This is a genomic window from Sphingobacterium haloxyli, from assembly GCF_002980525.1.
Taxonomy (GTDB): domain Bacteria; phylum Bacteroidota; class Bacteroidia; order Sphingobacteriales; family Sphingobacteriaceae; genus Sphingobacterium; species Sphingobacterium haloxyli.
The window spans coordinates 92,245-117,691 of record NZ_PVBQ01000008.1 but is presented as its reverse complement, the minus strand read 5'-3'; the positions used below and the strand labels follow the sequence as shown (position 1 = coordinate 117,691).

The window sequence follows — 25,447 nt, the reverse complement described above, 5'->3', positions numbered from 1 at the left end:
AGGGTTTGAAAAATAAAATCGTATGAACACGTTAAAAATAATCATCAATATAGGACTGGTTCTACTACTCGGCGGGCTTTTTAATGCCTGCAAGCAAGAAGTAGCCGATTCGCTGGATTTGAATGCTGATGTCCATGTGCTGGCGTTTAAAGTAGCCCATGTTAATGGCGTCGTAGATAACGAAACCGGAACAATCACGGTTCTAGTTCCAGCGGGTACCGATTTATCCGCTGTCGCACCTGTTATCGATTTGCCTGCCAATGCAGCAATAAAGCCAGCTTCCGGAGTTGCGCAGAATTTCCAGTTTTCTGCTAGTTCGCCAGTAGTATACCGTGTGTATAATGGAAATGTATTCCAGACGTATCGCGTAATAGTTAAGGAAATCAAAGCCGAAATAACAGCTTTCCGTATCGGGAACCGTACCGGTATGATCAACCAAAATGATAACAGTATTGTCATTTATTTACCCAAGGGTACCGATCTGACCCAGCTTAGCCCGATGGTAGAATACACCGACGGGGCAGAAATATCTCCGGCACAAGGAAACTATGTTGATTTCAGTTCGCCGGTAACCTATACGTTGTCGTATATGGGAGAAACGTTCAGCTATACAGCCACGGCAATAATAGGAGATGAGCCGAAGCAGCCGTTGATCATCTTCAACGGTGAAAACATTGCCCCCCAATGGGCGGATTTGGGAACGGCGGTTGAAAACCAAAGTAACAACCCTAAAACCGATGGAATCAATGCTTCACCTTTATGTGTTTCCATGGTGCGAAATGCAGTTACAGGAGAAGGATGGCATGGAGGAGCACTTTGGAACGAGAACAAAGTAAACATCGATCCTGCTGAATATAACCGTTTCTCCATTATGATGCTTAAACAGGTGGCTGGAGATGTGCAGCTTGAAATACAATCTGATGGCGAAAACAATAAGGATTGGTTAAGAGCATGGTATTCCGAAGACCATCTCGGTGAATGGCAGGAGTTGATTTTTGAAATTCCTGCGAATCGCACAGCCATCATTAATAATATCCTGGTGATGCCGCATGAGCACCCTAACGGGTCGCCTCTGGCTTTCGAAACACAGCAGATGTATTGGGACGAATTGAAAGCACTTCCTAAAGAATAACGATATGAAAGCAATGATAGGCCTATTTCCATTTTTATTCTTTGTACACCTGCTGACAGGGTGCAAAAACAATGAGATACCTGCTCCGACCGATCCAGAACCCGACCCCACGGTTGATATGTCTATAACATGCAGTAACAAGCAAGAAGCCGGCGGATATCAGCTGTTTTATAAACCACAACAGGGCTTTGTGGGTGATCCGATGCCTTATTTCAATGCGGATGACAATAAATTTTACTTGTTCTATCTGTATGAAAATGCAAATCATCATCCTATTTATCTGACAAGATCTGCTGACTTTGCATCTTTTGAAGGTTTTACAGAAATCATACCTTCTGGAGCGATAGGAAGTCAAGAAGAGTGGATAGGCACGGGGAGTTTTATAAAAAAAGATAATACGTACTATAGCTTTTATACCGGGCATAATGCCCATCTGAATCCAGCTGAAAAAGTGATGATGGCTACGTCATCGGATATGCTAAATTGGACGAAACAACCGGCAGCCGCCTTCCAAGCACCGGGCGGATATGATCAAAATAACTTCCGAGATCCCCATGTTTATTGGGACGAAACGCGTAATAGCTATGTGATGCTGGTTACGACCCGTAAAGATGGTAAAGGGACACTTGCACGTTTTACATCTCCGGACTTGAGCAACTGGTCACTCATCGAGCCTTTAGTAGCAACAACGTCTGACCATCCCGGAAAGCACGAAATAGAAACGGACTCGGAAATATTGGAATGCCCGGATATATTTAAAATGGATAACCAATGGTACCTAACGTTTTCCCGTATTAATCGTGATGAGCATCGTAAAACCTTTTATCGGATTTCGGATTCGCCCGATGGTCCGTGGAGGATTTGTCGTGATGCGGATGGACACCACGAGACGTTTGATGGATTATACCTGTATGCCGGAAAGACGGCGAGTAACGGCACCACACGTTACCTATCGGGATGGTGTTCTACCGGACAGACGGTAAACAGCAATAACGAGTTGCACTGGTCTGGATCATTGATATCGCATAAATTGATAAAACAGCCGAGCGGTAAGCTGTATCCAGCCATTCCCAATGCCGTGGATGCAAAGTTTAATACAAAAGTGGCTTTTGCCCAGATAAAATCAGAAGGAAATGTTTCAAACGAGGGGAATACCTATACGATCGCTACCTCATCTTCTGACCGGAGTTATGCGTTATTCAATCGAAATACGGAACCGGTAAAAATTTCGATGAAAATAGATGCGTCACAATCTGAACGTTTTGGTTTTTCATTCGGGGCCTGTGATGATCTATCAGAGGTTTATAGTGTATCTTTTGACTTAACTTCATCCAATCGTTGGGGCATGCCTTCCCTATTTATGCATCAGGAAAGTAGAAACACTGTAACGAAGAAAGAACTCAATTTTACACCGCTCGTTGTTCCTGCAAATAGAGTGTTTGATATCAAGATCGTAATCGAAAACTCGATTTGTGCGGTCTACGTAAATAACAACGTTGCGTTTACCAATCGTATTTACAAAATGAATGAAAATCCTTGGGCTATTTTTGCAGATAACGGAACAATAAGAATATCGGGAATGGCCATAACAAAAACCTGATAGGGATGTTTAATGAAATACTTTTATAAACAAATTATTAAAGGAATAACGATGAATAAATTGACAATTGGCTTATTGGCTCTTGCTCTAATCGGATGCCAACCACAGCAAACCTCCACAGAGCAAAACCAGCAGATTGATAGTTTGGAAGACTATCGCCCGGCTTATCACTTTTCTCCCAAAAATGGCTGGATGAACGACCCCAACGGTCTGGTTTATCTGGATGGAACCTACCATTTGTTTTTCCAACATAATCCGGATGATGCAAAATGGGGGCCGATGCACTGGGGGCATGCCACGAGTACGGATTTAGTACACTGGGAGGAGCAGGAGATTGCACTTTTTCCTGATAGTTTGGGAACAATCTTCTCCGGAAGTGCCGTTATTGACAAAGACAATACTGCAGGTTTTGGCGCAAACGCGTTAGTAGCTATATATACCAACCATAGCCACGAAATTGAAGATCAGAAAACCGGATTGCATCAAACCCAAAGTATCGCCTATAGTTTGGATCAGGGTAAAACATGGACGAAGTATGATGGTAATCCGGTATTGCCTAATCCGGGCATTTGGGATTTTCGCGATCCTAAGGTGATGTGGCATGATGAAACACAACAGTGGATCATGACGTTGGCGACTAAACAGTCCATAACCTTTTATGGTTCCAAAAACCTGAAAGCTTGGGAAAGACTAAGCGAATTTGGTGAGGGGATAGGTGCACACGGTGGTGTGTGGGAATGCCCGGATTTACTACCGTTCTCTACAGCTGAAGGCGAGAAATGGGTATTATTAGTTAGCATCAATCCTGGCGGACCGAACACTGGCTCGGCGACGCAATATTTTGTAGGCGATTTTGATGGCAAAACGTTTACGAGTGCACACAACGATATCCGTTGGATGGATTACGGTCCCGACAATTACGCTGGCGTCACTTTTTCGAATACCGACGATCGCAAGTTGTTGATCGGCTGGATGAGTAACTGGGAATATGCCAACGATGTTCCGGCGTCCACTTGGCGAAGCGGGATGACCATTGTAAGGGAATTGGGTTTAGTGAAAGAAGGCGATAACTGGTTGTTAACCTCTATGCCTGTTTCGGAAATTGATAAGGTAAGCGAGATAATGACCAAATCCAAGTCGGTAGAATTAGCCAATGAAGCAGATTTAAGTGATGCTATCGTTTCCCTCCAAAATACCTTTGACGCGTCGTTTACGTTGAAAAAAGCTACCGGCTTCCAAGTAACGTTATCGAATGAAGATGGGGATGCCTTGATATTTGGTTATGATGGGGATAAGCAGCAGTATTTCATCGATCGTTCAAAAGCGGGTGACGCAAATTTCAGCGATAAATTTATCCATCATCCGGTTGCGCCGCGATTGGTTCAGGGAGGTGATTTGGATATTCGTTTCTTGCTGGACCGTAATTCCATCGAATTATTTGCTGACGGAGGAAAAAGCAATATGAGTGCTTTATTCTTTACGAAGAAGCCGTTTACGAAATTGCAAATAGCAGCAGACGAAGCGAATAGATTAGATGCTTTTCAAGTGAAGGCAGTACAGTAGGGCAGTAGAAATTCTACTGCTCTCCCCAAACAGCATGTAGCACCTGCACATCTTTTGTCAACTGCGCAGTTTTTTGCAAGATATCACTATAGCTGGTGTACAGTATGTTGTATTGCTGGACATAACTATCCAGGAGGAGATAAACATCTGTTAATACAGCAAGAAACTGCTGGAGATCTTTATCGAGTGAAACGACATCCACGTGCATATCTTCGTGATGCCTAAAGACCGAATCGAGTACGTCAAAATGCAATGGATCGATAGGTTTTTCTCCTCTGACATAGGTATCCGTGATGAGGGTATATTCTCTGTCACGCGCACCGATAACATCGTAAAACTGTACTAGTTTATGGTGCTGTCCGATGACGCTGTTATAGAAGTTTCGTAATTCGACCTGAAAGCCAACTTCCAGTTCGGTGTGCAAACTTTTGCTGGAGAAATCAATCTGCTCTTTATAAAAATCAAACATATTGTTGAATTCATGGCGCTCTTCATCCAATTTATGGAGATTGATGAGGGCAAGTTGAGCCTCACCTTTTTCTTTTTCGAATTGGAGCTTCATACGCCAGGCCTGGTCGTGTGCCAATCTGTAATCATCCAAGGCTTGGGTCTCGTGATTTAGCGGGTAGCGATCGTCGTGTGTTTGATAGCTGATGGTACGGAGCGGATGGTCTATTATGATATTCTTCATCTTTATATATTGGTTTTTAAACATACTAAAAAAATACGGTAAACTAAATATCCGACCTGCTTACATGCAGGTCGGATCAATAAAAGTCATACCACTACACAGCGTACCGTGTCGCTGTAATTAGGTGTTGGATTGGTGCCGAGATAGGTTACCCGAAATTCGTATTCCTGTAGGTAGTTCAAATCCGAAACGCCCAATTTGGATTTTGTACTAAGTACCGCTGTCCATTCATTGAGACTACCAGCCTTGCGGTATTCAAACTGATAGAATCTTGCCGGGCGCCATGGGTTGACACGCAACTGTACAGTGTTCGTTCCTGGATGGGTAACTAGAGCACGCAGGTCGTTGGCCTTGGGCGATATCCCTGCGTTGGGAGCGTTGTTCTTGCCAGGCACGAACCCTGCCGCCAACACAATGTTGGGGTCGCCTTTAGCGACAGACTCTACATGTAACGACAGGTCATAGAGCAGTTGTCTGACCAAAACTGCTTGCTGGTTTTTGATGACCACCTGCCGCATGTCTCTGAACGCTGCTTCGGATAAAGAATCCGTGTAATCCGCTAACGCAGTTTCCAATAGTGTTACTTTCTCCGCGGCATCAGGAAACAGATCTGCATTCTCCTTTGATTTTTTGACCACGTTGGAGGCGTATTGAACCAACCTTGATTCCGTACGCGTTTTTGATGTTAGTACTGGTTTTGCCATAATGATTAAATTTAAATTGTTTAAAAAAATGAATTAACGCCTCAAATATAGGGAAGGACGTTTCCTAGAAGGGGGGCTATTTGGGTCAACTTTTTCACCAACATCGGATAGTTGTGACCCGATTAACCCCTTTGTCTTTATTTTTGTTTCAAAAACGGCGTTTCCGGTAAATAAAATCACATTTTGTGGTGAGTGTTTACTTACTGTTGTGCATCAACAATGGCTCATTGTGCATCAACAACGAATCAGATGTATGTACCAATATGCCAAAGGTGATGTATTTTGGTTCATTGGACTGGTACATGGAGTTACGGGTAATGACAGCTGGACGAAAGCACATGTGCATCGGGTCATCGTTGATGTAATCCATATCATTGGCGATGTCCATAGACTTGTTGCTGTGTATCGTTACGGCGTTGTTCTATTCATATGGCACAATGGTATAGCGCAATGCGTCAAAAGCGACGTGCGTTGAGTCGTTGATCATGACCTATCAGACAGGACACATGCAAGCAGAGAGCATGGTCCGTACCAGCGTCGGTCAAAACAACCGCTTCAATCGCATGCTATCTCGATATTGTAGCGGACTTATCATAAAGCGTTTGATAAAAAGGCGTTTGAAGTTCTTGGGACAGGCAAAATTTAAAGAAGAAGCGATCGTTGCAATCGGTTTATCGGAGTTCCGGATACATTCCTTTGCTTCCTGAAGTCTAAACTCGATAATCTGTTCGGTCACCTTAAAAGGTTTGTCTTGGAAAGCCCTTTTTAATGTACTTTCACTTACATGCAGTGCGCTAGCAACGGTTTTGATATTTATTTGGTCGTCATAGAAGTTGTCCCGTATATAGGCCATAGCTTTATAATACAGCTCGATTTCGTGATCTGTTCTATCGATCGATGGTGGTTCCATTTCCTGAAATACATGCCGGAAGAACCGGATGTTCCAATTGGCCAATTGGTAGTAGGTACTAAATGGTCGGAATTCCATCTGTTGAAGGCCGTTCAATATACGTTTAAGCTTCGCATGGAGATTCATCGTTCCGATAATACGATGCGAAATGTCCTCTTCAGCGACGGTCGCAAACAGGGGCTTCAGTTGTGCGTATTCCGTTGTGAGTTCCTGTAACTTAAGGCCATCCATTCCTACTAATAGAAACCAGGAGCTGTTGTTATCTAAAGAGATCATATGGTCATCGATCAGCGTTTGGTAGCAGAGCAACATATCGTTAGGGACCAAATGTCTAGTGTCTAATGTCAGCGAAATTCCGGTGCGCATATTGATAAGAAGCCAGAGGTAATTCCCCGGAGCAGTAATCTGCATAGATAAGTCGGCAGACAGCTTCGTATCTTTAAATTCAAACCAGCAGAAATCTTTGCCACCGAAACTGCGGTAGGATAGATGCGTTTCCGGCGCGGTTTCAATAGGTTGGGGAAGAAAAGCTAAATAGCCATCAAACGGGCGACAATTATATATAACATGGTCATCAGAAAAATGCACAAAATTGGTTTTAAACATGCTTCTTATCGGTTTATGCCCTAAAATAATAAAAACAAGGATATCAGTCAATCAACGGAGAACGAAAAATTAATATTTAGATAATATTCGACAAAGGATAAAGTTGTAGTTTTGGCTCCGCAAATGTCACGGGTGATAATCGGAGGCAATCAAGATTCCAGCATTGAGAAATAAAAAAGCGAAGTCAATCGACTTCGCTTTTCGGGTGAGTAATGGGGCTCGAACCCACGACCCCTAGAACCACAATCTAGTGCTCTAACCAACTGAGCTATACCCACCGTGATTTTGATGACACAAAAGTAGGACAATTCCCCATATACTCCAAATATTTTTAAACAAAAAACGCGGGTATAATGCGAATAAGTTCATTTTTAATGAGATAGTTTTTGTCGATTTGTGTCAGAATAGAATTACTTCATATTAATCACCTCATCTACGATATACCGGGTGTTGCCGCGCCATGGCAGAACCCCATGATATTCTTTGTAATGTAGGTCAAAATATTTGCCGCTGTTTAACTCCAGTATCCTGAAGATCGAATCACTTTCCACCGAAAATTCAAATTCATTACTCGACACGCCACTACCAGTTTGGGTCCGTAGCCCTTCTTGAATCAATTTCCCCTCGTACGTTTTAAAGAGATTTCCTTTTTTGACGGCAAAATTAAGATAACCTGACTTTACACCTTCCCCGAATACGAAATAGTATCGATAATAAACCAGACCACCGACAGCCAAAAATACGATGATCAATAGCCAAGCCAGGATTTTTCCGAAAACTCCCGACCTTTTCTTTTCTGTGTTTTGAGATGTTGTCATGACGTTCTATTTTCTTGCGTTATCTTTTATAATTAAACCATTTTACAAGTTCTTTTAGACTCGCTTTTTTTCCATACATCAAGATTCCTACACGATAAATACGTGCCGCAAACCAAGTCGTGAGAACAAATCCTCCGATGAGCAATGAAGCAGATAGTACAATCTGCCAAGTCGGCACACCAAAAGGAATACGTACTAACATCGCTACTGGCGACGTAAACGGAATCATGCTCAACCATGTTGCGATACTTCCATGAGGATCATTGATTAGTACCCCGAATGACAGTACATAGGGTATCAATAAAGGCATGGTTATCGGCATGGTAAATTGGCCGGCTTCCGTTTCACTATCGACAGCAGAACCTACCGCCGCGAATAAAGCACTATATAGGAGATATCCTCCAAGAAAGAAAACAAAAAAGCAAATGGTTAGTTCTGTGAAATTCACGGAATCGAGTGCCGCCATCCAATCAAAGTCGGTACTTCCGGTAGCGGCCTGCTCATTGGGTAATTCATCCATATTTCGACCCATAGCCTGTTGAGCGACTTCTTTATCGTTAAACAACGCTGTTGAGAAGACTGTCATTAACGCTAAAGAGAGCATAATCCAAAGTACAAACTGGGTGATACCGACCATGCCGATTCCTATAATCTTGCCCATCATCAATTGAAATGGTTTTACCGAAGAGATAACGACCTCAACAATACGGTTGGACTTCTCTTCTATAACACCACGCATAACTTGCGTGCCAAAAAGCACCAGTGACAGATAAATCAAGAAGCACAATCCCATAGCTATCCCCATGGCAACTTCTGTATGGCTATCTTTGGCATCTCCGGTTTCGGTTATCTCCTTTGCCGCAATTTGAATATTGTCATTAATATTACGGATACGATCTATGTCTAATCCCATTTTGCGATACTGCTCATTACGGATAATTTCCCGAAGCTGTGATCGAACCTCGTTTTGTGTACTGATATTCGGTTTACCGGCGGATAACAGCTCGATTTTCCTGGAGGTATAAAAGTCAGCGGGTATGATGAGTAAATTCGTATTCTTCGCTCCATCCTTTAAACTGTTTATTTGCTCTTGCAAGCCGGTGTTTGAAAATGAATATGCAATATGCTTATTGCTTTTTAATTGATCAGATATAGAGCCTTCTTCATCAATTACATGTACAATCGTATGTGTGTCTTCATAACTCTGTTTCGTAAGGAAAAATATAGCCACATACATCCCGATAAAAAGCATCGGAACAAGAAAGGTCACAAGTAGGAAAGATTTTTTCTTTACGCGACTGAAATACTCCCGGTTAATGATTAATAATATCTTATGCATGGTGGATCGTCTTGTTAGAAGGCGTTGTAACTTGGTCAATAAAAATATCGTGCATAGACGGAATAACTTCTCTTACTTGGTTAATTTCAATTTTAGGTATAAGATATAATAATATATCGTTCAATGAATTATTTTGATTTATACGAATGGTTACTTCATAGTTTTCAGTTGTTCTGTTCTCTTCGACCACTTCAAATAAAGATGTTTCCATAAAGTTTAGAACGAGGCCACCTGGTTCTTTACATTCAATGACATACATTTGGTTCTGATAAGAACGTTTTATTGCCCGGACGGGACCATCCAACACTTTTTTAGATTTATTGATAAGTGCAATATAATCACAAAGTTCTTCGACAGATTCCATGCGGTGAGTAGAATAAATAATAGTAGCACCTTTTTTATTCAATTCCAAAATTTCCTCCTGTATCACCTGTGCATTTACTGGATCGAAACCAGAAAAAGGTTCATCAAGGATAATAAGATCTGGCTCATGCACGACCGTCGCTACAAACTGTACTTTCTGTTGCATGCCTTTACTGAGATCTTCGACTTTTTTGTCCCACCAGCTTTCGATCTGCAACTTTTCAAACCATTTCCGGATGCGTTGGGCGGCATCACTTTTGGATAGTCCCTTGAGCTGCGCCAAATAAAGCATTTGTTCGCCGATCTTCATCTTTTTATATAGCCCCCGCTCTTCGGGCAGATAACCGATGCGTTCGATATGTTTAGGTTGAAGGAGCTCGCCGTCGAAATATATTTCTCCACTATCGGGTGCGGTAATTTGATTAATGATACGGATGAGCGACGTCTTTCCGGCACCGTTTGGTCCCAAAAGGCCAAAAATACTTCCTTGAGGCACCTGCAGGGATACATCATCCAGCGCGCGGTGGCCACTATATTGTTTAACGATATGACGAATGTCTAGCATATAATTTCCAATTTGCTGCTTAAAGATAGTATTTTTTTGATTGTCAACAAATGTAAGATGGAGAGTTAATTACCGCGAGAAAAATGAACCTATTTTGTCTGTTCGCTAATCTGCTGCATTTTCGTTAAGTTTGTAAAGCTTTGGGGGTATTCTGAAAGGAATTGAGAGACACCCTTCGAACCTGATTCGGATCATACCGACGTAGGGAAAGGCTGTTTCGAGTTTCCTAAAGCACTATATTTAAAAGTAATCGCAATGGAAAAAACACTCTGGAAACATATTCAATCCCTTAAACATCGCTCGCCTCTTGTCCATAATATAAGCAACTATGTCGTTATGAACAATACCGCTAATGCCTTGCTCGCCGTCGGCGCATCACCAGTTATGGCGCACGCGCAATCGGAGGTTCGCGAAATGGTGCAGATCGCGAGTTCACTAGTAATTAACATCGGCACGTTAGACGAATACTGGCATCAAAGTATGCTTACCGCTGCGGAGACAGCCCATACATCAGGCAAGGCTTGGGTGCTTGATCCCGTAGGAGCAGGAGCCACTCCGTACCGGAATACTGTTTTACAAGAACTGTTGCAATTTAGACCAACCGTAATCAGGGGGAATGCTTCAGAGATAGCGGCGCTCGCTAACACACATCAGTCGTCTACTAAAGGTGTGGACAGCACTGTTGAAAGCCATACTGCAATAGACGATGCCCATGTACTTAGCAGGGCCTATCAAGCCGTCGTATGTATTTCGGGAGCAACGGATATTATTATCGACGAGCAGCGAATATTTTATATCAGCAACGGACATCCGCTGATGGGCAAGGTAACAGGTTTAGGATGCACTGCATCCGCCCTTGTGGCGGCAATGCTTGGTGTAGTTGAAGATAAAACCGAAGCGACGGTTGCAGCTATGGCCTTATTGGGCGTAGCAGGTGAATTGGCCGAACAACAATCTAAAGGACCGGGTAGCTTGCAGGTAAATCTTCTTGACAAATTATACAGTATGACAGACAATGAGTTTTACGCGTATATCAAATGTACCCCGCAATGAACACCCGAGCGCACTTCCCGTATCAACTATACCTAGTGATTTCACAGGCCGATTGCGGCGGACGCGGTTATCTGGAAGTAGCTGAACAGGCTATCTTGGGTGGCGTTGATATTATTCAGCTCCGGGAAAAGCTGCTTGGAACCGCTGGTTTTTTGGAGGCAGCCAAACGACTCAAGGATATCACCGACAAGCATAACATACCACTTATTATCAATGATAATCTCCAAGTGGCAATGTCTCTTCCTGCTGCAGGTATACATGTTGGCAATAGTGATATACCACCGGTGCAAATTCGCAGCCAGTGGGACGCTTCATCGGCATATGTGGGCTATTCAATTGAATATATTGATCAGTTAGCGAATAAACAGGCCGCAGTTTCTGACTATTTGGGTATAAGCCCCGTTTTTCGTACAGCGACCAAATCCGATACCGTTACCGAATGGAGTTTGGATGGTATAACCCAGATCCGGCAGCTGACGTCCAAGAAGCTGGTCGCTATCGGCAACATTGATAAACACAATGCGAGGGCGGTAGTAAGCGCAGGTGCAGATTGTATTGCGGTGGTATCTGCTGTGTGTGGCGCCAGAGACCCCCTAAAAGCAGCTTATGAACTAAAAAATGAATTATTGAAATGAAACACATTCTTAGACAAACTATATACTGATGAAAAAAAATAAATATCCTACCGTGATGACCATCGCCGGGTTTGACGGGAGCGGTGGGGCCGGAATACAGGCTGATATCAAAACTGCCTCCGCTTTAGGGTGTTTTTCTACGTCTGTATTGACCGCCCTACCCGTACAAAATACGAAAGGAGTCCGAAAGATATATCCTGTTCCTATTGAGGCTGTTAAAGACCAGATCGCATCGCTAATGGAAGACGTCGTTCCAGACGCCATAAAAATAGGTATGGTGCATACTTCTGAATTGGTAGAAACCATCGTAAGTACGTTAGCCAGGTACAAAAAAGTGCCCGTTGTATTTGATCCGGTTATGGTTGCTACTAGTGGCCACCGTCTGATTGAAGAAGAAACCATACAAGCAATTATTAAACTATTGATTCCGTTAGCGGACCTCATCACCCCGAATATGGACGAGTCCGCTGTCTTGGCCAAAACAGAAGTCAAAACGTTAGCGCAAATGAAGACCGCCGGAATGGATATTAAAGCACTAGGTTGCAAAAATATCCTGCTCAAAGGAGGCCATCAGGAGTCGACAGTCATTACTTCCCTTTTGCTCGACGAAGCTTGTCGTTATCATGCGTTTGAGTTTAATAAAATCGATACAGATAACACGCATGGTTCTGGTTGTACATTATCTTCCGCTATAGCATCTTTTATGGCGCGTGGTAAAGCTTTGCATGAAGCCGTAGAATTAGGGCAACAGTATGTTTTTAACGCTATCGAGAACGGCGCTGATGTACAGACGGGGGAGGGTAATGGACCATTAAATCATTTTTTCAATCCTCGTAAGCTGATTAAGCGTGAGATCGTCTAAGCAGACGTACTCAATTACGAAATTTTTGCGTAACCATCAAACCATATACTCCGCCATCGAGAACGCCGATTCCTACCCGACCGAACGCACGTCGAAGGATATTGGCGCGGTGTCCTGGTGAATTCATCAGGCCATCATGGGCCAAGGGCAGGTTCTGTGCAAGCGCTAAATTTTCACCTGCGATCAGAAACTTAATGTTAGCATCACGGATACGATCAAAGGGTGTTCCCCCTTCAGGGGAAATGTGCGAAAAATAACTTCTTGCAAACATGTCTTTCGAGTGTTGACGGGCCACCGGCGTCAGTTCCGCATCCAAGGTGAGCGCCGGCAGGTTCGCTTTCGCCCGTTCTTCGTTCACTAGCTCGAGCATCTGGCTTTCCAGATCTGGTCTAGGCTCTGGATTTTCCACTACGAAAGGAAGACTTATGCTTTCAGACGAACCAGGCTCAATAGTCATTTTATTGATAGAACGGTTTACGGCTTCAAGCGCGGGGGCGAAAGGTCGCTCTATCCAACCCAATCCGTTGGTCAGCTGATCTGCAATTTTACTGTCTCTGGTTCGTGAAGTCAGCGTTTCTGAAAAGGGTAATAAAAGTAAAAGAGTGGAGACGATAGCTGCATAGAGCAATCCCACAACAACTCCGGGTATAAATCCAAAAGCGTTGTTCACGCGATGCACTCGTATTTTTAATGGAATAGCATTCAAAGCTTTGGCAGTAAGCAGTGACAGGATGGAACCGACAATAAGAAACGTAATCAGGAATGATAAGGGCATTGTCCAAATGCTATCTGTGATGTATATTTCAAAAAAGTGGACTACATATCTATATAATGCAAAAGTAATTAGCAAGCTTCCTAACCAAGATACAAGCCTGGCCATTCCTGCAAAGAAACCCCTAGTGATCCCATTCCATATCGAGATCAGGAAAATGAGTAAAAGTATGATATCGATTATATTCATATCGTCTCCATAGAATAGTTAATACTATGAAATGTTTTAACGTTCAAGTAACATACCATCAGCGATGTTTGTGTCGTCGGTGCTTATTGTTTAACTACCCGTAAGCGTGAGTAGAAAAAAGCTTTCTTTGAGTGCTTTTACACGATGCATCAAATTCTCCTGCAATGCAATCATTTGTCCTCGCTCAATTTGTACATACTGATCTTCTGTACTGAATTCGATTTTTCCTTCCAACACTTGTACACTTATTGTTCCGTTTGCTTTGTGCGGTTTTAATTCCGCATTTTCATGTAGCCCGATTAATACCATGGTCATAGCCTCCGATTTAAAAATGGTAATAGAATTCCGGTCGCTATCAGCCCACGTCGTTTCACTTTTTATCTGCTCAATGAATGCAAACAAATTCATTTCTACGAGTGGCGCGTTTAAAATGCGTTCACCTTCCGGACGCTGTGGTGTCGCTTCGTTTGATTTGCTATTTTCGTTTAAATTCTCATTTTCCATCGCTGAGGGTTTTTATGCTATACTGCTTTTCTCTAATAAGATTTCCTAGTATAGTACCTAACGATTCAGGAATGGATAATGTTTGCGAGCGTGAGACAAAATCGGAAAAAATACTACCTTTGTTCTATGCTTGTAAAAACTGCAGAATTTGTCATGAGCAATACCGATGTGCGGAAGCTTCCGGAACCATCGTTGCCAGAATACGCCTTTATAGGCCGCTCCAATGTCGGCAAATCATCACTGATCAATGCTTTGGTCAATAAAAAAGGTTTAGCTAAGACTTCTCAAAAACCCGGGAAGACGCAACTTATCAATCATTTTATAATAGACAAAGCCTGGTATCTTGTCGATCTTCCAGGATACGGATTTGCCCAGACGTCTAAAAAAAATCGGGCAGAATGGGAACGTTTTATTCGACGGTATCTGACAAAACGTGAGAATCTTCAGTGTATTTTTGTATTGATAGACAGCCGGCTCGAACCGCAGAAGATAGATTTGGAATTTTGCCGTTGGCTAGGAGAGCAGGGTCTACCGTTTTTGTTGGTATTTACAAAAGCAGACAAGCAATCCATAATGAAATCCGATCAAAATATTGCGAAATTCAAAAAGTCGCTTTTAGCCTGGTTTGAAGAAGTACCGTCTCTTTTCCTGACTTCTGCCGAGAAGAGGCAAGGAATGGATGAAATCTTGGCTACGATAGATGGCATCAATAAAAATTTCGTTTCGCCTATAGTTGACCAGTAGTAACCATGAAGAAGTATATGTCGCTCGTGCTGTTTGCACACAGCATCTTTGCTTTGCCTTTTGCTATTATCGGTTTTTTTCTAGCTATACAAACCACACAACATGGCTTTGATTGGAAAAAACTTTTACTGATGTTGGTATGTATGGTAACTGCCCGGAATGCAGCCATGGCATTTAATCGTTTTTTAGACCGTGATATTGATGCTATAAATCCCCGCACCGCTATGCGTGATATCCCTGCTGGAAAAATTTCGGCCAATAACGCCCTAGCATTTACGGTTATTAATTGCTTGATTTTTATAGGGGCCACTTATTTTATAAATACATTGTGTTTCTATTTATCGCCTATAGCGCTATTTGTGGTATTGTTTTACAGTTATACAAAACGATTTACCCCATTATGCCATATTGTATTAGGGATAGGGTTGGGGCTGTCGCCTATAGGAGCCTATTTGGTGGTGACCAACCAATTTGACATTGTACCAATATTCTACGGCATAGCCGTGATGTGCTGGTCTGGCGGCTTTGATATTATTTATGCCTTGCAAGATGAAGAATTTGACAGAGCAAACGGACTGAACTCTATTCCAGCCTATTTTGGGGGAAACAAAGCATTACGTATTTCGGAACTGCTACATGTTCTCTCTTTTATATTCGTATTGCTACCGGTATTCTATATGCCGGTGGGATGGTTTTATTACTTGGGTGTTGCATTCTACGGACTTTTATTGATATATCAACATCGTATTGTCAGTCCCGCCGATTTAAGCCGCGTAAATAGAGCGTTTATGACGACCAATGGTGTCGCGTCTGTCATATTTGCTGCCTTCTATTTATTAGATACGGCTTTTTTAGCGTAAGCGTATGCTATAAACACGTCACATGCATCCACACAACAACGAATTATTGCTATCTTTGAAGTAAGAATAACGATATGTCACAGATAACAATAGTTGATTTAGCAGAGACATTAGGGCTATCCAAATCTACGGTATCCCGGGCATTTCGGGATAGTAGTGACATCAGTCCGAAAACGAAAGAACGTATTCTGGCAAAGGCAGAAGAACTGGGCTTTTCTCCAAACCTATATGCAAGTAGTTTACGGGGGAATCGCAGCCAGACCATTGCCATTATTATCCCCGAATTCGGGAATAAGTTTTTCAGTCAGGCGATAAAAGGCATCGAACTGATTGCCCGTTCAAAAAAATACCATACATTGATATATGTAACGGACAACAGTGTACAAAATGAAGCATCTATTGTACGTTCGTTAGTAAATGGCCGGGTAGACGGCGTATTGATTTCTGCTTCGGGAGAGGGAAAAGATCACAGCCACTTACAAACCTTAGTAGACCATGATGTTCCCATTGTATTTTTCGATAGGAGTTATGACGATTTCCATGGTCATTTCGTTACCGGAAATGATTTTGAATCCAGTAGGCTCGCCACCCAGCATCTTGTTGACAACGGATGTAAAAACATAGCTTATCTTGTCATCAATCGAAAGGTGTCCATTGGTAAGATTCGGATGGATGGTTATAGGAAAGCATTGGAAGATAACGGTATACTGTTTCAAGAGAAATTGATATTGGACACGGAAAACGACGAAGTAAAAAACAGAGCAGCTATCAGGAATCTCATTCAACAGCATAAACCCGATGGCATTTTTGCTTCGGTGGAAAGGCTAGCTATATCGACGATCCGGGTTGCCCAGCAAGAGGGCGTACAGATTCCGGAAAACTTAAAACTGATATGCTTTTCCTGTTTGGACATCGCTGATTTATTGAGTCCCTCGCTTAGTGTCGTGAAACAACCGGCCTTTGCAATGGGAAAGGAAGCTGCCAATTTTCTTTTCCGGATACTGGATAAACCGACGGAGCTTCGCCAACAAGAAACTACGTTATTACAATCCAGCCTCATTTTTCAAGATTCCAGCCGGAAACTTTAATTTTTCTGAAAAAAAAATATTTTTTACTTTGGAATATTCCTGAAACGTGTTACCTTTGATATGTTTCGGGAACATTCCCGTAATGCTGACAATTATAGAGGAATCACAAGAGTAGCTGTTTTTATAATACCTTTTATTCTTCGATAATAAATTAAATGGAGTTTTTTCGGGAACATTCCCAATAGGTTTTGGCTAACCGCTTTGTAAATGAAAACGAACAAAAAATTAGGGTATCTGCTCGTCATGGTACTTTGGATCATCGCCTGTAAAAAGGATGTGAAACCAGATGTAGACCAAATCGGGGAGGATACCGTACTGGGTTTAGTATCCTTGTCCGATGATTTTCTATTTTGGGACGAAACCACTACGCTCACTTTTGATCTGGAGAAAGGCAACAAAGAACTTCTTAACCATTCCGGAGACCTATACCTACATGCCGGTTTGTTATTGACCGGTAGTAGATCGGAAAAGGAATGGAAAGAAGTCGCGACATCATGGGATAGCAATCTCGATAGCTATAAATTAAAACGGGAATCGGATAGTAAGTATAGTATTGCTATTCATCCTGCGAGCTTTTTCAAGCGGACACAACCAAATGACGTCACCCATATTGCCTTTTTGGTACGGAATGCAGATGGAAGTAAAGTGTTGCGCAATGCAGATGGATCGGACATGTATTGGCCGGTTTCGTCGAAGCAAAGACCCGATATAACCTTTAAAGCACCTACTGTGCGGCCTACTTTTGTTCCGCAATCGGAAAAACCATCGTTCGCAAAGGGAGAAGAACTCCCGATCCGATTAAAAGCTTCTCAGTCGGGTACATTAACACTTTTTCTAAATGGACAGCAAGTCGCGACTAACCAAGGCTATGAGCTTGCCCACAAACTGCAGTTGAATGGTACGGGACAACAGGATATACAAGCACGTATAAATGCGAATGGACAGCGTGCCATTAAGAAGCTTACTGTGTTTGTGGAGGGCGATGTGGAAGTAGCTGAATTACCGGAGGAGATAAATAAAAACGGTGTAACAATCAATCATGATAAACACGAAGTGTCTTTTGTACTTACCGCTCCAGATAAATCTTCTGTCTTTTTGTTGGGGAGTTTCAACGATTTTCAAGCGACGCAAGATTATGCACTGAAACGTACTTCAGATGGTAATATCTGGTGGATTACGTTGAAGGATTTGAATTTTCAAAAGAGCCATACCTACCAATTTCTGATAGACGGGCAGTTGAAAATTGCTGATCCGTACGCACAATTGGTGTTGGACCCGAATCATGACGGGGACGTAGCACCCAACTCGGGTTTACCAGATTATCCACGGGAAGCAACGACGGGCATCGTTTCGGTGTTGGCGTTAAATAACACAACATATACCTGGCAAACCGCAACATTCAATCGGCCCGATATATTCGATTTGGTAATCTATGAACTGCATATAAGGGATTTCCTAGATCAACGCAATTACAAAACATTACGAGATTCTATTGCTTATCTGAAACGATTGGGCGTGAACGCAGTCGAGCTTATGCCTGTACAGGAATTTGAGGCAAATTCGAGCTGGGGTTATAACCCTTCTTTTCACTTTGCGCTGGACAAATATTACGGTACCACTAATGAGTTGAAAGCATTTATTGATGAATGCCACCAGGAAGGGATTGCCGTGATACTCGATATGGTATTAAACCATGCTTTTGGAAAGTCACCTATGGTACGTTTGTATCAACAATCAGGTTCGCTCACAAATAATCCTTGGTTTAATATTGTACCTACCCATCCATATAACGTGGGTTACGACTTCAATCACGAAAGCCCACTTACGCAGCAATTTACCAAAGATGTGATCGCATTCTGGATGGAAGAGTTTAAGGTAGATGGTTTCCGTTTTGACCTTTCCAAAGGCTTTACACAGAAAAATTCGGGTACGGACGAAAGCGACGGGGCGGTACAACAATGGTCAGCTTATGATGCAAGCCGTATCGCACTATGGAAAAACTACCATAATTTTATTCGCGAACGGGATCAAGACTTCTATGTCATTCTGGAGCATTTTGCAGAAGACAGCGAGGAACGTGAATTGGCGGGTGAAGGTATGCTTTTGTGGAACAACCTAAACCATGCATTCAATGAAGCCACTATGGGTTGGAATGATAACTCCGATCTTAAACGCCTTTTCGCCGATGCACATGGTTTCGAAAAAGCGCAATTCGTGTCGTATATGGAATCGCATGACGAAGAACGCCTGATGTACAAAAACCTGCAATATGGCAATACCAATGGTAATTATTCGACCAAGGTTTTGACAACAGCGTTGGAGCGTATGAAACAGGCGGCGGCATTTCTTCTTTGTTCGCCTGGTCCGAAAATGATTTGGCAATTCGGAGAGTTAGGTTATGATATCTCGATTGATGAGAATGGGAGAACAGGCGAAAAACCCGTGAAATGGGATTATTTGAAAGACCCCAGACGTTATAGCCTCTTTGCACATTATGCAAAACTGATTGATTGGAAACGTCAGAATCCTATTTTCAGAAATGGAACGGTAAGCCACCATGTAAATGGCGCCGTGAAATATTATGTCGTGAAAGAAGCTGAACAGGAGGTACTTGTTATCGGAAACTTCGATGTGGTGGCGCATGATTTCACTCTGCCTGCAAACTTAAAGAAAAACTGGTACGATAACCTGCCGGGTGTAGCATGCGATTGGCGTACGACGGGAGCGATTGCTCTTTCACCCGGGCAGTATTATATTCTAAGCATAAATAAACTGAACAATAAACAATAACAAACTAATCACATGATGAACAAATTTACATTACGCAGGGTAATGGCCATTGGTTTACTGATGTTGCTTAGTACACTTACTTTCGCGCAGACGGCACGGCTACAAGGTCGGGTTACGGACAGCGCAGGAGCAGGTATACCGGGAGCAACCGTACAGATTCTTGGTCAACAGGTTTCTACATCCTCAGGTGCGAACGGGGAGTACAGCCTTGGGAATATTCCAGCAGGCGCACACAAGGTTGTGGTTAACATGATGGGATATGAGACTGCCGAACGGAACGTAACCTTAACGGCGGGGGATAACATGCTCAATCTTGTGCTGGAAAATACGTCCAGTAGCCTAGATGAGGTTGTAGTCATCGGGTATGGTACACAGAAAAAAGGAGATTTAACGGGTTCATTGACGACGGTATCTTCAAAAGATTTTCAGAAAGGACTCATTAGTTCACCCGAGCAACTCATCGCCGGTAAGGTAGCGGGTGTACAGATTACCACTAGTGGTGGACAACCGGGTGGTGGAGCTACAATTCGGGTTCGCGCGGGTGCCTCACTGAATGCCAGTAATGACCCCTTGATCGTTGTAGATGGTGTTCCTTTATCGACAGGAGAAATTTCGGGCGTCGGGAATCCGTTGAGTCTGATTAACCCAAATGATATTGAAACATTCACGGTGCTAAAGGATGCGAATGCAACGGCTATTTACGGTTCGCGTGCATCAAACGGGGTTATCTTGATTACAACAAAAAAAGGTACCAGCGGTAAGCCATCTTTTAATTTCAGCTCGCAAAATTCGTTGGCACAGGTTGGGAGAACGGTAGATTTACTCTCGGCTGATCAAATCCGGGAATATGTGCATGCAAATGGAAATGACGCCCAACGTGTTTCGCTGGGGGAAGCGAATACGGATTGGCAGGATGAAATCTACCGTGGAGCATTTGCATCGGATAATAATCTGAGCGTCGCGGGAGCTATTAAACCCAATCTACCGTATCGTGTATCGTTAGGCTATCTGAACCAACAGGGTATATTAAAGCGCGATCATATGAAACGCACCACAGCGGGCATCAACTTTGCACCTAAGCTTTTTGATAATAGCCTGCAAATTGATATCAATCTGAAAGGGTCGCTTTCCAAGTCGCAATTTGGCAATCAAGATGCGATTGGGGCCGCGATCCAGTTTGACCCAACGAAACCTGTACATACCGAAAACCGGTTTGGTAATTATTATGAATGGACGCAATTTAACAATAATACGGGGGTAGACGATCCGAACCCGAATGCTCCACGAAATCCGGTGGCACTGATAGACCTGAAAGATGATAATGGAGAGGTGGCTAGAAGTTTTGGTAACATTCAATTCGATTATGCATTGCCTTTTCTTCCTGAGTTGCATGCCAATTTGAACCTCGGATACGATGTGTCCAGAGGGCAGGGTGGTGTTTTTATTCCTGAATATGCAGCTTCAAATATTAATACGAGAGGAGAAGTTAGCCGCTATAAAAAAGAAATCACAAATACAGTAGGTGAATTTTATTTAAACTATACGAAGGACTTAACCGCTATTCAGAGTAATATTAACGCTACTGCTGGTTATGGTTATTACGATAACAGATCGAAGGAATACAATTTTGACCGTACCAGTGCCGACGGCGCGGTGCTTAGTACGCCAATCTTTCCATTTGATATTCCGCATAACAGGCTTATCTCTTATTATGGTCGTTTAATTTATACGTATGCTGACAAATATATCTTGTCAGGGACATTGCGTACGGATGGTTCTTCGCGTTTTAGTGAAGAAAACCGATGGGGGGTATTCCCCTCGCTGGGTGCCACTTGGCGCATTAAAGAAGAAAGCTTCTTAAAAGACAACCATACCGTTTCTGACTTGAAATTGCGTTTGAGCTATGGTGTGACCGGCCAGCAGGATGGTATTGCAAACTATTCGTACCTACCGAATTATGTTCGTAGTATGAACGAGTCGTTGTATCAATTTGGTAACATGTTTTATAATATGTACACGCCGGTAGCCTACGATAAAAATATCCGGTGGGAGAGTACAGCAACATACAACGCTGGGATCGACTACGGTTTCCTAAACGGACGCCTATCGGGTAGCGTGGATGTGTACTTCAAAAAGACCAAGGATTTATTAAGCACGATTCCCATCCCTGTGGGTACCAACTTCAGCAACCTCTTATTGACGAATGTCGGAAATATGGAAAACAAGGGCGTGGAGTTTAGTTTAAACGGAGCTGCTATCCGTAAAGACGATCTTAATCTCGATTTAGGATTTAACTTTACGTATAATCACAGTAAGGTAACCAATCTAACGGCGGTAGACGACCCAAATTATCTCGTCGAACAAGGCGGCATATTGGGTAGCACGGGTAATAACATACAAGCACATGTGGTAAACCACATGCCCTACAGCTATCGGGTATATAGACAAGTATATGCAGAAGATGGTCGCCCGCTAGAAGGAATTTATGAAGACCTGAATGGTGATGGAATCATCAACGATAATGACCGGTATTTCTATAAATCGCCGCTTCCTATGTATATGTTGGGTTTTACAGCGCAACTGAATTATAAGAAGTGGACGTTGAACACGGTATTACGCTCCAACATTGGAAATTATGTTTACGATAACGTGTCTTCTAATTTTGCGAGTCGTTATAATGTGCTGGATCCGAATGGGCCTATAAATAATGCACCTACGAGCTTTTTAGGAGCGCAATTTGAGCAAAAACAATACAATAGTGATTTCTACATTCATAACGCATCATTCCTAAAAATGGACAACCTTTCGGTAAGCTATGCTGCAGGAAATATTTTCCGGAATGGTAACGGTATGCTTACCCTATCTGCCAATATGCAAAATGTATTTACGGTAAGTAAGTACAAAGGGGTGGATCCGGAAATAGACGGGGGTATCGATAACCGTTTTTATCCAAGACCGAGAACGTATGTATTAGGTGTAAACTTAGATTTTTAACCGTTAACTGAAGAAAAATGAAACGTACTATATTTTTAGGGATAAGTGTAGCGCTAATCTGGACAAGTTGTAGTCAGAATCTAGACTTGGCGCCAACAAATGATATTACGGCGGATGTGGCTTATGGCTCGCCGGAGGGATATAAAAATGCGTTAGCAAAGGTGTATGGTAGCTTTGCCCTGACCAGTGGAACGGGCCCAGGAGACAGTGATTTAGGGGGAATTGATGCGGGAACATCTGATTTTTTGCGTCTTTACTGGAATGCACAGGAACTGACCACGGATGAAGGTATTTGTGCATGGTTAGGCGACCCAGGGGTAGCTGACCTCAATTACCAGACATGGAATTCAAGCAACATTATGCTCCGAGGGCTTTATACAAGAAGTATTTACCATATAACGGTTATCAATGAGTTTTTACGTGAAAGCACCGACGAAAAGCTGGCGGGAAGAGGTATTGCGGGAAATGATGCGATAGTTATAGGGCAATACCGTGCAGAAGCCAGATTCCTGCGTGCCTACCAGTATTGGGTGTTAATGGATCTGTACGGTAATCCGCCTTTTATAACCGAGGAAAACGAAATAGGTGTGACGCCACCTAATCAGATCACCAGAGCTCAACTTTTTGCTTACGTGGAGAGCGAATTGCTTGCTATTGAAGAATTATTGGCAGCTCCTCGGCAAAATGAGTATGCACGTGTTGATCAAGGGGCGGCTTGGGCCCTATTAGCTCGTCTATACCTCAACGCCGAGGTATATTTGGGACAAGGCAGCGGCAAATATACCGAGGCTGTGGCTTATGCTTCTAAAGTGATTGAGGAGGGCGGTTATAGTCTGATGACGCAGTATCGCCATCTCTTCTTGGCTGATAATGATCAGAATAACCCAGAAATGATTCTTCCAATTGCTTATGACGGCATACAGACGCAAAATAACGGTGGGACAACATTCATCATCAACTCATCTGTGCACGGATCGATGACGCCAGCAAACTTCGGTATCCCTGGTGGGGGATGGGGCGGTAACCGTAGTCGTAGCACCTTACCCGGCACTTTTGAAGATGTCAGTGGAAATACTGATAAGCGGGCGATGTTTTTCGGTAATAATCCGAATATTGAAGATCCGGCTGTATTCACAGAGGGCTTGGCTGTGACGAAGTTCAGCAATAAAACCTCCACAAATCAAGATGGAAAATCGATCAATGGTACTTTTGTTTCTACCGATTTTCCATTATTCCGTTTGGCCGAACAGTACTTAATATACGCGGAAGCAGTACTACGTGGAGGGTCTGGCGGCAGCAATACGCAGGCCTTGGCTTATCTTAACCTCCTTAGAGCGCGTGCTTATGGCAACTCTTCAGGAAATCTGAACACCATCTCTCTAGATATTGTGCTGGACGAGCGTAGTAAAGAACTGTATTGGGAAGCCTTCCGCCGGACAGATTTGATTCGTTATGGTCGGTATACGGGTGGTAGTTATTTATGGCCATTTAAAGGTGGGCAAGCGGCGGGTCGCGCGGTTGAATCCTTTCGGACGCTTTTCCCTATACCTGCGGCGGATCTAATCGCTAATCCAAATCTAGAACAAAATACGGGGTATTAATACAATATCTATTCAAATAAGGAAATAATGAGAACGTTTAATATAATTGCATGTATTGCTGTACTTCTTGGGCTACTGGGCGTATCCTGCAGCAAAGATGAAACCAAACTGGTGGCTGTTCCGGCTGATGGTGCGTCGCTACAAGCCTCGGTATCTTCGGTGGTGCTCACCAAAGAAAATGCGGATCAGGAAGCATTAACGATACAATGGGAATCCGCTGATTTCGGCTTTAACGCCGCTATCATCAATGCGCTACAAATTGGATTGAAAGGACAGGATTTTGAAGGAGCTCAAGAGATCGCATTTTCAGCTGGCGATGATCGTTACAGTTTTAATACCCTTGAACTGAATGCCCTCTTGCTCGCTATGGAGTTACCTGTAGATGAAGTTACCGATCTGGAATTGCGTTTAAAGTCTACGATCTCGACGTCGTTTACACCGCTTTACTCTAATACGTTGTCGTTGGCGGTTACGCCTTATGCAGCCATCAGCTACCTCTATGTGCCGGGTGCTTACCAAAAGGCTATTCCACCGGGAGCCGACTGGGCCATCGAAACTGCCGAAAGTTTGGTGTCGCCTACAAGCAACGGCCTCTACACTGGTATTATTTACTTCCCCGAAGCAGGTTCCGAATTTAAGATAACACCTGCGCGCAGTTGGGATGTTTCCTATGGCGACGATGGAGCGGGAAGAATTTCATTGAGTGCATCGGGAAATATCAAGGCGCCCAGAGCAGGAAACCTTGAGCTCACCGTAAATACCAACGAAAATACCATTTCTTATAAAGACCATAGTTGGGGAATTGTCGGTGACGCGGCTACTGGATGGGATAACGACACCGATATGCGCTACGAAAATAATACACAGCTGTGGAAAGCGACCGTAGAACTGAAAGTGGGCGCAATGAAATTCCGGAAAAACCGCGACTGGGGTACGAGCTATGGTGGTGCAAACGGCAATTTAAATACTAAAGACGATAATGATATCGCCATAACGCAAGCGGGGATTTATGATGTCGTCATTGATTTGGCAAATTTGAAATATAGTCTTACAAAAAAGTAATA

Annotated in this window: 22 protein-coding genes, 1 tRNA gene and 1 riboswitch; of the genes, 13 read left to right on the top strand and 10 right to left on the bottom strand. The window is 43.1% G+C overall.

Going from position 1 to position 25,447, the window contains the following annotated elements; all coding sequences use genetic code 11:
- Nucleotides 1-22: 22 nt before the first annotated feature.
- Genes C5745_RS11940 through C5745_RS11930 form a run of 3 tightly spaced genes read left to right on the top strand, consistent with a single transcriptional unit; the run spans nt 23 to nt 4,295 of the window.
- On the top strand, nt 23-1,132 hold the full coding sequence (locus tag C5745_RS11940; protein ID WP_105717238.1) for a hypothetical protein: 1,110 nt from the start codon (nt 23-25) through the stop codon (nt 1,130-1,132).
- A gap of 4 nt (nt 1,133-1,136) precedes the next feature.
- Complete coding sequence (locus C5745_RS11935) at nt 1,137-2,732, top strand: glycoside hydrolase family 32 protein (protein ID WP_105717237.1); 1,596 nt, start codon at nt 1,137-1,139, stop codon at nt 2,730-2,732.
- A gap of 51 nt (nt 2,733-2,783) precedes the next feature.
- On the top strand, nt 2,784-4,295 hold the full coding sequence (locus C5745_RS11930) for a glycoside hydrolase family 32 protein (protein WP_105717236.1): 1,512 nt from the start codon (nt 2,784-2,786) through the stop codon (nt 4,293-4,295).
- Between the two features lie 13 nt (nt 4,296-4,308).
- Here the strand turns inward: C5745_RS11930 and C5745_RS11925 are convergent, their stop codons facing one another.
- The 8 genes from C5745_RS11925 to C5745_RS11890 form a co-directional block, all read right to left on the bottom strand.
- Nucleotides 4,309-4,986 carry a hypothetical protein gene (locus C5745_RS11925; protein WP_133166344.1) on the bottom strand — a complete coding sequence of 226 codons (678 nt, stop codon included), beginning with the start codon at nt 4,984-4,986 and terminating at the stop codon, nt 4,309-4,311.
- An 86-nt stretch (nt 4,987-5,072) separates the two neighbouring features.
- Complete coding sequence (locus C5745_RS11920) at nt 5,073-5,690, bottom strand: hypothetical protein (RefSeq protein WP_105717234.1); 618 nt, start codon at nt 5,688-5,690, stop codon at nt 5,073-5,075.
- 196 nt (nt 5,691-5,886) lie between these two features.
- Nucleotides 5,887-6,078, bottom strand: a complete 192-nt coding sequence (locus C5745_RS20095) for a hypothetical protein (RefSeq protein WP_133166343.1) — start codon at nt 6,076-6,078, stop codon at nt 5,887-5,889.
- A 153-nt stretch (nt 6,079-6,231) separates the two neighbouring features.
- Nucleotides 6,232-7,206, bottom strand: coding sequence for a helix-turn-helix transcriptional regulator (locus C5745_RS11910; protein ID WP_105717232.1), 975 nt, complete (start codon nt 7,204-7,206; stop codon nt 6,232-6,234).
- Between the two features lie 204 nt (nt 7,207-7,410).
- A tRNA-His gene (locus tag C5745_RS11905) sits at nt 7,411-7,484 on the bottom strand.
- A gap of 132 nt (nt 7,485-7,616) precedes the next feature.
- Complete coding sequence (locus C5745_RS11900) at nt 7,617-8,024, bottom strand: hypothetical protein (RefSeq protein WP_105717231.1); 408 nt, start codon at nt 8,022-8,024, stop codon at nt 7,617-7,619.
- A gap of 19 nt (nt 8,025-8,043) precedes the next feature.
- Entirely contained in the window at nt 8,044-9,363 is a 1,320-nt protein-coding gene (locus tag C5745_RS11895; RefSeq protein WP_105717230.1) for an ABC transporter permease, read from the bottom strand.
- Nucleotides 9,356-10,291 carry an ABC transporter ATP-binding protein gene (locus tag C5745_RS11890; RefSeq protein ID WP_105717229.1) on the bottom strand — a complete coding sequence of 312 codons (936 nt, stop codon included), beginning with the start codon at nt 10,289-10,291 and terminating at the stop codon, nt 9,356-9,358. Before C5745_RS11890 ends, C5745_RS11895 begins: the two co-directional genes overlap by 8 nt.
- 132 nt (nt 10,292-10,423) lie before the next feature.
- A riboswitch (TPP riboswitch) is annotated at nt 10,424-10,516 on the top strand.
- Between the two features lie 30 nt (nt 10,517-10,546).
- On the opposite strand from C5745_RS11890, the gene thiM reads away from it, so the two are divergent.
- From thiM to thiD, 3 genes are read left to right on the top strand one after another with little or no spacing between them, the layout of a single operon-like run.
- A complete protein-coding gene (thiM, locus tag C5745_RS11885) occupies nt 10,547-11,344 on the top strand; it encodes a hydroxyethylthiazole kinase (protein WP_207795790.1) in 798 nt (265 codons plus the stop codon).
- Complete coding sequence (thiE, locus tag C5745_RS11880; protein WP_105717228.1) at nt 11,341-11,979, top strand: thiamine phosphate synthase; 639 nt, start codon at nt 11,341-11,343, stop codon at nt 11,977-11,979. The genes thiM and thiE overlap by 4 nt, the downstream gene beginning before the upstream one ends.
- A 28-nt stretch (nt 11,980-12,007) precedes the next feature.
- The gene (gene thiD, locus C5745_RS11875; RefSeq protein ID WP_105717227.1) at nt 12,008-12,841 is read left to right on the top strand and encodes a bifunctional hydroxymethylpyrimidine kinase/phosphomethylpyrimidine kinase; all 834 of its coding nucleotides are present in this window, start codon (nt 12,008-12,010) and stop codon (nt 12,839-12,841) included.
- Nucleotides 12,842-12,851: 10 nt separating this feature from the next.
- Here the strand turns inward: thiD and C5745_RS11870 are convergent, their stop codons facing one another.
- Together C5745_RS11870 and C5745_RS11865 are read right to left on the bottom strand one after the other, a co-directional pair.
- Nucleotides 12,852-13,802 (bottom strand): CvpA family protein, encoded by a 951-nt coding sequence (locus tag C5745_RS11870; protein WP_105717226.1) that lies wholly within the window; start codon nt 13,800-13,802, stop codon nt 12,852-12,854.
- Nucleotides 13,803-13,892: 90 nt separating this feature from the next.
- The gene (locus C5745_RS11865) at nt 13,893-14,306 is read right to left on the bottom strand and encodes a cupin domain-containing protein (RefSeq protein WP_105717225.1); all 414 of its coding nucleotides are present in this window, start codon (nt 14,304-14,306) and stop codon (nt 13,893-13,895) included.
- 126 nt (nt 14,307-14,432) lie between these two features.
- Between C5745_RS11865 and yihA the strand changes: the two genes are divergently transcribed.
- The 7 genes from yihA (at nt 14,433) to C5745_RS11830 (ending at nt 25,445) form a co-directional block, all read left to right on the top strand.
- On the top strand, nt 14,433-15,050 hold the full coding sequence (yihA, locus tag C5745_RS11860) for a ribosome biogenesis GTP-binding protein YihA/YsxC (protein WP_105717224.1): 618 nt from the start codon (nt 14,433-14,435) through the stop codon (nt 15,048-15,050).
- Between the two features lie 5 nt (nt 15,051-15,055).
- The gene (locus C5745_RS11855; protein ID WP_105717223.1) at nt 15,056-15,910 is read left to right on the top strand and encodes a 4-hydroxybenzoate octaprenyltransferase; all 855 of its coding nucleotides are present in this window, start codon (nt 15,056-15,058) and stop codon (nt 15,908-15,910) included.
- Nucleotides 15,911-15,984: 74 nt separating this feature from the next.
- Nucleotides 15,985-16,998 carry a LacI family DNA-binding transcriptional regulator gene (locus C5745_RS11850; RefSeq protein WP_105717222.1) on the top strand — a complete coding sequence of 338 codons (1,014 nt, stop codon included), beginning with the start codon at nt 15,985-15,987 and terminating at the stop codon, nt 16,996-16,998.
- A gap of 207 nt (nt 16,999-17,205) precedes the next feature.
- Complete coding sequence (locus C5745_RS11845) at nt 17,206-19,788, top strand: alpha-amylase family glycosyl hydrolase (protein WP_105717221.1); 2,583 nt, start codon at nt 17,206-17,208, stop codon at nt 19,786-19,788.
- Between the two features lie 12 nt (nt 19,789-19,800).
- Nucleotides 19,801-22,782 (top strand): SusC/RagA family TonB-linked outer membrane protein, encoded by a 2,982-nt coding sequence (locus C5745_RS11840; protein ID WP_243403331.1) that lies wholly within the window; start codon nt 19,801-19,803, stop codon nt 22,780-22,782.
- A 17-nt stretch (nt 22,783-22,799) separates the two neighbouring features.
- The gene (locus C5745_RS11835; protein ID WP_105717219.1) at nt 22,800-24,383 is read left to right on the top strand and encodes a RagB/SusD family nutrient uptake outer membrane protein; all 1,584 of its coding nucleotides are present in this window, start codon (nt 22,800-22,802) and stop codon (nt 24,381-24,383) included.
- 27 nt (nt 24,384-24,410) lie between these two features.
- Nucleotides 24,411-25,445 carry a SusE domain-containing protein gene (locus C5745_RS11830; RefSeq protein WP_105717218.1) on the top strand — a complete coding sequence of 345 codons (1,035 nt, stop codon included), beginning with the start codon at nt 24,411-24,413 and terminating at the stop codon, nt 25,443-25,445.
- Nucleotides 25,446-25,447 lie beyond the last annotated feature (2 nt).